The 12686-nt window shown below is 32.4% G+C and carries 13 protein-coding genes; 3 read left to right on the top strand and 10 right to left on the bottom strand.

Annotated elements, in window-relative coordinates; all coding sequences use genetic code 11:
• Nucleotides 1-108: 108 nt before the first annotated feature.
• The 6 genes from I6U48_RS00605 to I6U48_RS00580 form a co-directional block, all read right to left on the bottom strand.
• Nucleotides 109-915, bottom strand: coding sequence for a hypothetical protein (locus I6U48_RS00605; protein ID WP_218318460.1), 807 nt, complete (start codon nt 913-915; stop codon nt 109-111).
• A gap of 220 nt (nt 916-1135) precedes the next feature.
• Nucleotides 1136-2374 (bottom strand): hypothetical protein, encoded by a 1239-nt coding sequence (locus I6U48_RS00600; protein ID WP_218318459.1) that lies wholly within the window; start codon nt 2372-2374, stop codon nt 1136-1138.
• Entirely contained in the window at nt 2368-3828 is a 1461-nt protein-coding gene (locus I6U48_RS00595) for a sensor histidine kinase (protein ID WP_218318458.1), read from the bottom strand. Before I6U48_RS00595 ends, I6U48_RS00600 begins: the two co-directional genes overlap by 7 nt.
• Nucleotides 3829-3838: 10 nt before the next feature.
• Nucleotides 3839-4537 carry a response regulator transcription factor gene (locus tag I6U48_RS00590; protein WP_218318457.1) on the bottom strand — a complete coding sequence of 233 codons (699 nt, stop codon included), beginning with the start codon at nt 4535-4537 and terminating at the stop codon, nt 3839-3841.
• 227 nt (nt 4538-4764) lie between these two features.
• Nucleotides 4765-5328, bottom strand: a complete 564-nt coding sequence (locus I6U48_RS00585) for a 5' nucleotidase, NT5C type (RefSeq protein ID WP_218318456.1) — start codon at nt 5326-5328, stop codon at nt 4765-4767.
• A gap of 201 nt (nt 5329-5529) precedes the next feature.
• A complete protein-coding gene (locus tag I6U48_RS00580; protein WP_218318455.1) occupies nt 5530-5976 on the bottom strand; it encodes a DUF2000 domain-containing protein in 447 nt (148 codons plus the stop codon).
• A gap of 165 nt (nt 5977-6141) precedes the next feature.
• Here I6U48_RS00580 and I6U48_RS00575 point away from each other — a divergent pair, with 165 nt between their 5' ends.
• Nucleotides 6142-6966, top strand: a complete 825-nt coding sequence (locus I6U48_RS00575) for a TrmB family transcriptional regulator (RefSeq protein WP_246615145.1) — start codon at nt 6142-6144, stop codon at nt 6964-6966.
• A gap of 181 nt (nt 6967-7147) precedes the next feature.
• Here I6U48_RS00575 and I6U48_RS00570 read toward each other — a convergent pair whose 3' ends face one another.
• The 3 genes from I6U48_RS00570 to I6U48_RS00560 all read right to left on the bottom strand — a co-directional run bounded on the left by I6U48_RS00570 (nt 7148) and on the right by I6U48_RS00560 (nt 8681).
• The gene (locus I6U48_RS00570) at nt 7148-7435 is read right to left on the bottom strand and encodes a hypothetical protein (protein WP_218318454.1); all 288 of its coding nucleotides are present in this window, start codon (nt 7433-7435) and stop codon (nt 7148-7150) included.
• A gap of 37 nt (nt 7436-7472) precedes the next feature.
• Complete coding sequence (locus tag I6U48_RS00565; RefSeq protein WP_218318453.1) at nt 7473-7883, bottom strand: peptide deformylase; 411 nt, start codon at nt 7881-7883, stop codon at nt 7473-7475.
• Between the two features lie 147 nt (nt 7884-8030).
• The gene (locus tag I6U48_RS00560; RefSeq protein ID WP_218318452.1) at nt 8031-8681 is read right to left on the bottom strand and encodes a helix-turn-helix domain-containing protein; all 651 of its coding nucleotides are present in this window, start codon (nt 8679-8681) and stop codon (nt 8031-8033) included.
• Nucleotides 8682-8827: 146 nt separating this feature from the next.
• Between I6U48_RS00560 and I6U48_RS00555 the strand changes: the two genes are divergently transcribed.
• A complete protein-coding gene (locus I6U48_RS00555; RefSeq protein WP_218318451.1) occupies nt 8828-9979 on the top strand; it encodes an epoxide hydrolase family protein in 1152 nt (383 codons plus the stop codon).
• Between the two features lie 144 nt (nt 9980-10123).
• Here the strand turns inward: I6U48_RS00555 and I6U48_RS00550 are convergent, their stop codons facing one another.
• Complete coding sequence (locus I6U48_RS00550) at nt 10124-11116, bottom strand: amidohydrolase family protein (RefSeq protein WP_218318450.1); 993 nt, start codon at nt 11114-11116, stop codon at nt 10124-10126.
• 294 nt (nt 11117-11410) lie between these two features.
• On the opposite strand from I6U48_RS00550, the gene I6U48_RS00545 reads away from it, so the two are divergent.
• Nucleotides 11411-12388, top strand: coding sequence for a helix-turn-helix transcriptional regulator (locus tag I6U48_RS00545; RefSeq protein WP_218318449.1), 978 nt, complete (start codon nt 11411-11413; stop codon nt 12386-12388).
• Nucleotides 12389-12686 lie beyond the last annotated feature (298 nt).

Below are 12686 nucleotides of genomic sequence, written 5' to 3'. Positions count from 1 at the left end.
ATATTTAAGCATTTTTTAGGGAAGCCATTTTTAGACTTCCCTTAATAAATATTATAGAATAATTATCACTTAACAGTTCATAATTCATTATACTCACTATTATTTACCCTATTTTATTTCAAGCTTCTGCAATTTTACTCCACTTGTATCAAAAATCTTTCCATCATCTTGAAGACTCTTGTACTCTGTAGTAGCTACTCCAAAAAGTTTTCCATTTACATATACTTCTGATTTAACTGGAAGCCCATCTTCATTAAGATAAAGAAGATGCATTTCTTCTCCATTCATGTCACCGGATTGTACCTTCTTTAATTTTTTACCATCTGATGTGATCTCTGTACCTGCATCCTTCCAAACTGATGGATCAGCATATGATGCTTTGATAGCTGCGAAAGTTCGGTTTTTCTGTATGTCTTGTACATCAGACTTTGCATTTTCTTGTGCTACATCATATTCATTACCATTTACTGCATTACCTTTATCATCTCTTATTATATTTACAATATGTTTTCCCATGTCTTCTTTATAAGTACTTGTATATTTGGGACTATTCTTCATAGCTGCCGCAATTTTCTCATCTTTTTTCGGATCACCAGTTTTTTTAACTTTGTCTGCACTTTCAGCAACTCCAAAATTATTTATATCCTCTCTTAGATCAAGAGTCTTTGTATTTAACCAGGTTTCAGTAATAGATTTTGAACTACCATTATCCGTACTATATGTCATTTTTGAATATTCTATGCTTCCTTCTTCTTGATTAGCTTTAGCTGCTACCTGCTGTTTCGTACCTGCTGCTACTAAGTTCTGTGTACCTTGATTTGAAGCATTTCCTTGTTGAAAATTGGTTGCTGCATAGGTTGTAATCGAAGTAACCATTACCGCAATAACAGCGGCTCCTATTATAGTTCTTTTCATGATAATAGTCTCCTTCATATTCATATTATTATTAGAATAATCTTAACTTAATTTTCCTTATATAATTCTTACATGTAAGATATCTTTCTTTAACTTTGTTTGACCAAAAGCTAAGATTTATTCTATACTTTTATTATAAACTTCAAATATTTCAAAATTAATCATAAGTTATCTCGATCTTGTAAACAAAATGTATAATTTTTTATTACCTGTTACTGTATCACATATTTTTGAAGGAAAATTCATATATTACACCATTAACTATACAGGATAGCCTTCTGCTGTCTCGCGTCCACCTTACTGTAGATATATTATTACGATCCGTATAAATCACTTCATCATTACTAATATTATCAGAATTTATATAAGCTACATGTACATCACATGCATTTCCGTTCTGCAGGGTATAAGCTATTTTTTCTCCATCAGGAGATACCTGAAAACTTAATGCTTTTTCATCGATAATATTTTTAAAGTTATTTTTCTTAATATTATATAAAAAGCCTCCCGTTTTCCCATTCATTTTGCCCTGTATGAGCAGAACATCCGGATATAGCGGCATCATATTGTTAATGATCCCTTGTACAGTATTTTTTGTAAAAGTTCCATCTTTCAGATTTACAATGAATAGAGTAGTTAAACCATTGTTATCCGTATTTTGATAAGAAATATATGCCTGCTGGCCATCTTTGGACACCTTAAGGTCAATGCCACTTATCAAATTTTGCAAAGCAAAGCCTTCCTTTTCCGCTTCCTTCAAAGAAAGCTTACCTATAATTTCATCTGTCTTTAGTAAGTTTTTTCTTTCTACACTTCTTACACTTTGTATAAATAAGTAATCATCCATCCCCACAAACCCACTGCTGTCAGGAAGCCAGCACACAGGAAAAGCTTCATTATAAGATGCTGTTTCCTTTTGGAGATCAATATCATATAGTTTGCTTCCAATAGAATAATCACTAACTGAAAATATTTCTAATATCTTCTTTCCATCAGGAGATATATCCTGATGAAATTCATCATAGTTGCTTTTAGTATTACTATATAGGTTCATCAGGATTTTCTGCTGAGGATAGCTAGCATTCATCTTCCCCATATAAGAAAGACTTGAATCCTTGTTCAAATAAGAAATCTCATTATTATTTTTATCGAAAATACCTAATACAGGCATTTCTGTTTTGGGATTATACACCATAGCCTCTATTAAATGGTTATCTATATAATCATACTTGTTATAATAAATATCAGAAACTTTTATTTGTTCAACATGGCTTATTATAAAGTCCTTCACTCTCTTCTTTAAATTCGAATCCTCAAATACTTCTTTTTCTATTATCACTGTATTACCTGTATTATTATTCTTTAGGCAAATATACCCTAATATATAAAAGCCAGATATAAAAATACATAAAGCTACAAGTAATGTAAAAAACTTTTTAAAATCCTTGAACTTTAACATAGATAGTTCTCCTCAAAACTGATAATTACTTCCGTTCCTTCGTTTATCTTGCTCTTAATTTTAATGCTCCCTCCATGTTTTTCAACAATATTTTTTACTATAGTAAGTCCAAGTCCCGCACTTCCTAACTCTCTGGAAACCTTTTTCGATGCTCTATAAAAAGGATCAAAGAGCTTCTTTATATTTTCCTCTAAAATTCCTTCTCCTTCATCTTTAACCTTTATAAAAATAGTATTATTCTCTTTATATACGCTTACCTCTATTTTAGAATTTACACTTCCATATTTTATCGAGTTATCAATGAGGTTGATTATAACTTCCTTTAATCTATCTCTATCACCTTTTAAGTAAAGACCTTCCATTGCATTGCAGCATATATCAATGTTATATTTTTTTCCTTTAATATTCATTTCATCGGAAGTCATTTTTACAAGCTCACCAATATCTACTTTTTCAAAGTTATAAGTAAAATTCATTGAAGAAGTTTTCGAAAGCTCCAGAAGCTCCACCACCATATTGTTAAGCCTCTTACTTTCATTAAAAATATAAGAAATGGACTTATCAAATAATTTCTTATCAGTGATATCATTTTCTTGTATAGCTTGAGCATATCCCATAATTACAGTGATCGGGGTCTTGAGTTCGTGCGTTACATTATCAAAGAAGATTTTATTCTGAGCCTCAGACTCCTTTAGCATATCTCTATCTTCCTCAATTATTTTTATCTGCTCTTTTATTTTCTTTATCATCATTTCAAATCTTTTTGCCAAATCGCCTATTTCGTCGTCTGAATTTACATCTATACTAATATCAAAATTACCACTTGCCACCTCTTCTGAAGTCTCCTCAAGCCTTTTAATAGGCTTTGTAATTTGTCTTGACAGTATTGAGGCTACTATGAATACTAAGCTAAAAATAACTATAGCAAAAATGCTTATAACATCCCTGAACCTTTTACTATTATTAAAAAGCTGTGTATAATCTTTTGTGTATCTTAAAATTCCAATATAATTTGAGTTTACCTCTATAGGATAGGATAGACTGATCTTAGTTTTGTTTCCGTAAAAAGTTGTAGCATAGCTGATTTTGCCTTTCATTGCATTTGCTAAATCCTCTTTTTTATCCTCTGCAGTATTTTGTTCTAGGTTATGTGATATTTTATTTCCATTTAAATTATAAATATCTACATTATCCTCAAAAGATGAACTTAATTGCCTCGATATATCATCAGCATTTGTTATGAGAGAGGCCTCATTTAAAACAATATTATTAATTAAAAAATATTGTTTTAAATACTGATCCATGTTTTTTTTAGCTTCAACCATATCTGAATAAATTATATTATTATTATTTTGTTCTGTAAGCTTATAAGAAACAACAAGTAGTGCAGAAAGACCAATATATATAATAATTGAAAATGAAATTAAGATTTTTGATTGTATTGAATTCTTCATAACTGTTTCCTTATCCTAAAAGTTTATATCCAACTCCAAAGACAGTCTCAATAAGAGATTCCCCTTTGGTTTCATCTAATTTTTTTCTTATCCTTTGGACATGAATATCTACTGTTCTGCTGTCTCCCATATAATCATATCCCCATACCTTATCTAGAAGTTCTTGCCTGGAAATTACCCTACCTTTGTTTTTCGCCAAGAATAACAATAACTCATATTCCCTATTGGTAAGTTCTATCTTCTCATTATTTTTTAATACTTCATGTTTTTCTTCATATATTTCAGTGCCGTTATCCAATTTTATTACCTTTGAATCACTATCGCAAGCAGCATCTGATGTTAGCTCTATCCTTCTAAAAATAGTCTTTATTCTAACAATTACTTCTCTTATATCAAAAGGCTTTGTTATATAGTCATCCGCTCCAAGCTCCATACCTAATATTTTGTCTATGGTGTCAGATTTAGCTGTAAGCATAATAATAGGAATACTATATTTGCCTGATATTTTTTTGCATACATCAAAACCATTTATATCAGGAAGCATTAAATCGAGCAATATTAAATCCGGATTGAATTTCTCTACAAGATCAATACCGCTCTGACCACTATTAGATACTTTAGTAATAAAGCCTTCTTTTTCAAGATAAAATGAAATCAAATCCGATATAGACTCTTCATCCTCAATAATTAAGATTCTTCTTTGAGCCATATTTCACCCTCCTTTTCACCTTATTATAACTTACATCATACTTAAATAAAGCTTTGATACATAGATTTTACAAATACGATACAAATATGATACAAATACTTTTAACTGAATTTGAAATCTCAGATATAATCCAAGAAAAAGTTGACTTGGTATATTATACTTATTCAAAATAAAAGAGGTAGTTACTTTTTAGTAATTACCTCTTTAAATAAAATGCTTTTGCAGAATTATAGCAATAACTTTTCAACTTCTTTCCAGCTGAAACACCTTTGTCCTGTCCAACTCTTATTCCAAGCATATTTCTTGCCAAAACATATTTTATGTTCAGCATTAGTGCTTAAAAGATTATCTGAATGATCATCAATAAATATTGATTCTTTCATATTAATACTACTCTTGTCCGTTTTTATACCATTAGTGCCCACAGCGGCAGTAATTAAAATAACATTCTTTATGCAAGACAGATTATTTTTAATCCATTTAGCTTTATATGAAATGTTATCTAAAGTTCCTATAGAGCAGATTATCAATTCATATTTACTTCCAAGCCTTTCAATCACATTTAAAGCATCAGGCATGAATTCAAGATGTTTAAAAAATTCTTCGTTTGAAAAAATAGTCTCTTGATGGTCTACCAAATGACATTGATCCTTTAAATCATACCTGTTAACTTTATTGTGATCAGCCACTTTGAATCCATCTTGATCTTTATAAATAGAATTGTATACATTACAATATGTTTTTACTGAATCAGCGATAGTACAATCAAAATCAAGAAAAAGCTTTTTCATTTGTTTTTTATCCCTCCACAAATAAATATACAAACAACATATTAGCACAAAATCTAATATTATAATAGGACATATGACTTTCTACAGTCAACTTTCTGCTGCTAAGCTGTTCATATCTGTCCTCCCCTTGAAGTCGCGTAACTTTAATGCCCTTTGAGGTTATTTTATCTTCTAACTCCTTAGATACTGAAGCATATCCCCCTATTTAATCATTTCACAATTTTTTGTTAATTTATTGATAACATTCCTGGAACCAATCAATGCAATGCCGAGATATTGCATTTGTTCTGCAGGAATGCTGCAAGTCACCTCTAAATATTCCTGGTAGTTCTTTGTTTTTTGACCCTCTACACTAAAATCAACCACATCACAGCCTTTTTCTTTTGCCTTAATTCTCAATTCTTTTAGACTGTCCCCATCGGTGCAAAGCATTGGTATACCTGTTGGAATGAGTCCTGGATGTGTTTCACCAGATGCATCCACAAGATCTGCTCCAAGAAGTACAGGATGACGTTTACCTGCTGTGAGGGAAATAACAGCAATTGCATTAGCAAGTAAGCCACCCGATAAAGCACTGTCCATTATAATAGTACAGCGTGTTGGAATTTCATCTAAAACCGTCAAGAATTCATTATTTTCGTTATACATTCAATTTTCTCCTTTCCGAATAGAGCCTCAAATAATATTTTTTAAATTAGTGACTACTATTGTATCTACTATAATTAGAATATTATCAGCTTTGCTTGCATATGTCAAGAGATTTAGCTATAATATTAGTTACTAAAGTAGCAACTAATTATCGTTGGAGGATTTATGAAAGAAAATATTTTAGAAATATTAAAAAATCTGAATTTTACAGAATATGAAGCTAAGGCATATCTTGCCTTATTAGAAGAATCTCCGCTTACAGGCTATGCAGTAGCAAAAAATTCTGGTGTACCGCGTTCGAAAATATATGAAGTTTTAGACAGCCTTGTTACACGTGGAGATATTCTGGTTAGCCCCGGAAACACACAACAGTATACGCCTATTCCAGCAAAAGAACTAATTAGAACTCGTCGAATAAAAGCTGAGGAAAATTTTCAACTTGCAGAAGAATCTTTAAAAAATTTTAGTAATTCTGCAAAGAACCGTGAGAATATCTGGAATATTACCGGTCGCAATGAAATATTGGATAAAGTAAAGGAATGTATACTTTTAGCAAAACACAGAATCCTTATAGAAGTTTGGAAAGAAGAGTTTAAAGAGTTTGAATCCGAACTAAGAAAAGCTGCAGATAAAGGTGTCTTAATTACTATTATTGCTTATGGAGAAATAGAATCTGATTTTGGCAATATTTACTTACATGATATGAACAGTGAAATTACAGATGAGTACGGTGGCCGTTGGATTGTATTTAGTGCTGATAATTCAGAAGTTGTAGCAGGTATTGTATCACTTGACAAGGATAGTAGAGCAGCGTGGACAATGCATCAGGGATTGGTCATGCCTATTACAGAAGTTATAATTCATGATTTGTATATACTGGAAATCATGAAAGAACATAGAGAACTATTAGAAGAAAGTTTTGGCAAAAATCTTATTAATTTGCGCAAGAAATTTTCCCTCTACCCAGATTTAAAAAAGCATTATATGTAACAAATTTAAATTATTAAACTACTTATAATGCTACTAAATCGCAGAAATATTGAGATTAGCCCCCCCCAAGACCCCCTTTAGGTTTAAGAGGGTTGTTTTTATAGAGGGGGCGCAAAACAATTTTAGATTTAACTCTAAATCTATTTTACCTATCATATCATATTCTTTTTCTTGTTCTTATTTAGTAGAAAGCCAGTATAAGTTTCTCACTTCTAAGCGAATACCACAAACTTCCTTTTATGTCAAAAATCACATCAGCTTTTGTTTCTCCTGCTTCTAACAGGTACTCTCCTATTTTCAAGGCCTCTTTTCCAAGGAAAAATCGCAGATTTTCATCGTTGATGCCTTTTGCAGCATGGTTTTCAATTTCATCTATGTCCGCAATTACAAATTTTATTGAAATGCCCTTTTGTTTTAGATCATCGTATAGGAATTTTTCATAGATTCCTTTATTTACTGCTGGACTCACAAAGGTTAGTCCTGATTGATGTTCAAATGGTACGTATCTAGATTATTATACCTTCAAAATGATCCATTTCATGTTGAATTATTTGTGCTGTAAATCCAGTAAACACTTGCTTTTGCTTCTTAAAATCTCTATCAAGATATTCCACCTCTATCATTTCATATCTCTTTGTTTTTCTAAAGCCAATTAAAGATAAACAACTCTCTTTTGTTTCATAAAGCTTTTCTTTCTTTAATATAACTGGATTTATCATAGGCACAATAAGGTTGCCTACAGTAAATACCAATATACGCTTTTTTACTCCAATCATATTACCCGCCAATCCAACACAATGTTCTAAGTTTGCTCTTAATGTATCTATTAAGTCATCAATTACTACTATATCATTTTTAGTTGCCTCTTTTGATTTTTGCCCTAAAAACAATATATCTTTTACAATTGGTTTTATCATGCTTTATACCTCTTTCTCAATTATATTTTTTATAAAAAATAAGATATGATTTTAAAATATATTATATTCCTGACCCTATTAAATAAATCTGCTTGACAGTATAAAATGAATACTTCAATGGTGATTGTACCTCAGATACTTTGATTTTTATTGGCAATATGCAAACTCACGGGAGGTATTTCGAAATTCCGTTGGAGTCATGCCCCTTTTGACAGTAAATTGTTTTATAAAGTACGTATCATACTCAAATCCAGCAGCACGTGCAATTTCGTTCAAGCTCATACCTGTATGCGTAAGAAGATTCTCTGCAACTTTCAAACGATATGACAACAAGTATCCCATCGCTGTACATCCACATAAATCCTGAAACATTTTATTTAGTGATACACGATTCAAATGAGCACATCTTGTTAAGTCTTCTAAGCTTATTTTATCAGAATAATTTGTATACATGTATTCCAAAACTAAACCAACAGGTGATTGCTCTATATGGTGATTTATTTCTTCAAGCAATCCCAATATTTGTATTAGATACTTTTTTATTCTACACACCCAAAGCGAATCGCTCTGTGCAGATATATTTTGCTTTTCGGAAACTTGTATGGTATCCTCCATAGACAAACAAAGAATACTTGGAGCAACAACTTTTATAGGATAGTCATTCAGCTGTAAATTCATACTTCCACTTGTAACAAAAATTATAGTGAATCTCTCTTTATATGGGAGATTACTAAAACTTTCATCTGCAATAAATTCAATATATACAATTCTATTCTTATGACGGTCCACCTGGGACATAAATATTCCTCCATTAACAAATAGTATAGTTTAAAGCTTCATTTATAACATTGTATCATAATTTTTAAATGATATACTGTTAATAATTACTGAAGAAAAGTTATGGTTAACAAATTTTGCTATAACTTATTGAAAGGAGAACCATTATGTCTATTGAACGTTTCAATATCCAAGTGTCTGATGAAGTACTTGATGATTTAAAATACAGGCTAGAACATGTCCGCTGGCCTGATCAGTTAGAAGGCTCAACTTGGAAACGAGGTACTGATATAAATTATTTGCAATTGCTGGCTTCGTATTGGCGGGAACAATTTGACTGGCGTGCACAAGAAACTGAGTTAAACCGCTTTTCTCAGTTTCGCTGTAACGTGGATGGAATAGATATTCACTTCGTACATGAGCGTGGTAATGGGCCTAGTCCTATACCAATTATTCTTACTCATGGATGGCCTGATAGTTACATACGCTACCAAAAGATTATTCCCCTTCTTACTGATCCTGCCAATCACGGCGGCGATCTCGAAGACTCTTTTGACGTAATTGTCCCTTCACTACCCGGATTTGGCTTCTCTAGCCGTCCTAAACATAGTGATGTCAATAATTATCGTGTTTCTGAGCTTTGGACAAAACTAATGACTGAAAAACTTGGCTATAGTAAATTTGCTGCAGCAGGCGGGGATGTTGGTTCCGGTGTTACAAGATATCTGGCGTTAAACCATCCAGAGCTTCTAATTGGAATCCATCTAACTGATATCGGTATTATTAGAGATCTCATGACTTCGCAGGATAATGTAGGACTTTCAGAAGAAGAATTGCAATACAAGAAAAGTGCCTCTTTATGGATTGCCAATGAGGGAGGTTATATGTCTATTCAATCGACAAAGCCACAAACTCTTGCATATGGACTTTCTGACTCACCAGTGGGTTTGGCTGCTTGGATTATTGAAAAATTTCGTGCATGGAGCGATTGTGGTGGTGATTTACAGCAAAGATTTAGCGAGGATGAATTACTAACTAATATAATGATTTATTGGGTTACAAATTCCATAGGATCATCAGCGCGTATATATTATGAAAACATACATTCTTTGCCACCAATGGGGCGTATAGAGGTACCAACAGGTATGGCTCTTTTCCCGGCTGATATACTATTACCACCCAAAGAATGGGCTGAACGCAATCTGAATATCACCCGCTTTACTAAAATGCTTAGCGGAGGACATTTTACTGCCATGGAAGAACCTGAACTTCTAGCTGAAGAAATTAGAGCCTTCTTCAGACCATATAGAACTAAATAATTTATAATCAAGTTCAAACACTAAATCCAAAGTATCAAATATAACCAGAAGTGAAAACTCCCATAAACAAAAATCCCCCAAACTTAGTCTGAGGGAACATAAAACACACATCAATATTCACTTTTTTCTTTTCAGTTTTACAAATTACAATCTAAGGAGATGTTCTGCATTGCCATGTGCGATACGCTCTTTATCTGCTGGACTTATTGGAAGCTGATCCAAGAAGGTGCGTGCTGCAGCCATTGATCCATATGGGTAATCTGCTGAGAACATAATTCTATCTACACCTACCTGAAGTAATAAGTCAAGAAATGTCTGTGTGTAATTAAAGCCACTAAAAGTATAGTAAAAGTTCTCGCGGAGGTAAGAACTTAAGGATCGATTAAGTTTTGTCATTTCCTTTGGTAAACCGCGATCTAACCTAGATATCATAAACGGAAGAGTTTCACCCATATGTCCAATTACAATCTGAAGTTTAGGATATCTATCCAATGCACCGCTTAGTATGAGGCGAAGCGCATTTACAGCTGTTTCAATATGCCATCCCCAAGCAAAAGCTGATAAAGCAGTCGTTACCTGAGATGAAAAATTTCCTGTATAATATGTGTCAATCACTGATTGTGGTGGTGGAGTTGGATGCAAGTAAATCGGAACTCGAAGTTTCTCTGCACATTCAAGTATTGGCCAAAAGAATTCATCGTCTAGATAGTGTCCACCGACATGTCCGTTAATTACTGCTCCTTTGAATCCGTGTTTCAAGACCATACGCTCCAGCTCATCGACTGCAGCATCAGGCGCTGAGGTTGGTAAGGTTGCAAGTCCAAGAAATCGCTTAGGATTTTTTCTAATTGCTGCTGCAAGATAATCATTCGTTTCACGTGATAGTGCGATTGCTTCATCTGGACCAAGCTGTTCAGTACCAGGAGAAGTTAGAGATAATACTTGTATATCAACACCTTCTGTATCCATATCAGAGATTCTGATATTATCTAAATCACATAACTTATCAATTAAATTTGGTTTTACTTGCGCAGCCCCATTTGCAGCCAGAACCATATCCCCTTCTTTCTTACCAGGGCCTTTCATAAAATCAGGGGTAGCATAATGCTCTTCAAGAGCAATTGTTTTTATTTCCATGTATAACATTTCTCCTTTTTTGCTTAAATATAAGTTAGTAATTTGCGAATTTTTGCAATCATCTAATTAAACTAATATAAAAAAATTACCTTTGAGTTTATGGCTACTGAATTAATCTATTCCTCCTTCTAAGATTATTATTCGTAGATGCCTGCTGAATTTGGTAAGCATAAGCATCTATTTAAATATTTTTTATTATCATCTTGTCAAGCTTATAATAACACACAAAACCTTGACAACAGTATGTCATGGTTTTATATTGATATTAAAAATATCTTATTTGAGGTGGTATAATTGAAAATTGCCAGATTAATATCAATTATTATGGTATTACTTGAACATAGAAAACTCAGTGCTACAAAACTTGCTGAGATGTTTGAAGTAACACCACGAACAATATACAGAGATATAGAAACAATAAACTTAGCAGGTATTCCGATTATTTCTTATCCTGGTATTAACGGCGGTATTAGTATTATGGAAGAATATAAGATAGAAAAAAAGATTTTTACAATTTCAGATATCACGGAATTATTAATAGGACTCGGGAGTGTTCATTCACTCCTTCCAAGTGAAGAAATTATTAATACAATTGCAAAAGTGAAAGGTCTAGTTCCAGTAGAACAAATTAAAGATATTGAATCAAAATCAAATCAAATTGATATTGATCATACCTCTTGGTTTGAAAATAAAACAACAAAACTATATGTTCAAAAAATCAAAATTGCTATTCGTGAAAATAAATTTATATCTTTTAATTATTTTGATCGTGTAGGTAACAAGAGTCAAAAAAAAATCGAACCCTATAAATTATTCTTTAAAAATTCAAATTGGTTTCTTCATGGGTACTGCACTACTAGGGAAGATTTTAGTATTTTTAGACTATCCCATATGTCATCACTTGAACTACTTAATGAGAAATTTTCTTCAAGAGAGTTTGATTATCAATCAATCCAAGAGTCACTATGGACAGGTAGAGAAATTATTAGAATTAAACTTCTTATTGATGAATCAATAAAGGATTTAATGATAGAATTTTGTGGCAAAGAAAATGTTGAGCCTTTCAAAAACAATAAATTTATAGCTTACCTTCCATTTGTAGAAGATGATTATTGGTATAGCATTCTGCTTCACTTTGGTAATAAATGTGAATGCCTAGAACCAGAAAATATTAGATTAGAAGTCATCCGAAGACTTGAAGATACATTGGCAATTTATAAAAAAGCAAGTTCTAAGGGGCTGTCGCACTTAGGTAAGTACGGCAGAAAGTAGACTTATTCTGCGAGCTATGTTACCAGACTTCGGCACTATAAAAAATTTTAATCAATCTAAAGCTCAGTATTTTGAAAATCTAAGAACTCTTGATAAACTCGTGCCTCAGGCACAGACCAACTTATCAATTGTCATTGATAAGTCGCTCGTTAAAAGCCATTTAGGCTTTTAACCATATCAAGAGCTCTAAGATTTTCTAAAATACTTCGCTAAGATTGATAAAAAATTTTTTATATGTGCTTTCAGTTCTGGTAACATATCTCTCCGAATAAGTCTACTTTCTGCTCTGATTATCTTA

The sequence above is a fragment of the Clostridium thailandense genome (genome assembly GCF_019207025.1).
Lineage (GTDB): Bacteria > Bacillota > Clostridia > Clostridiales > Clostridiaceae > Clostridium_AM > Clostridium_AM thailandense.
This window is presented reverse-complemented; position numbering and strand designations above follow the sequence as displayed.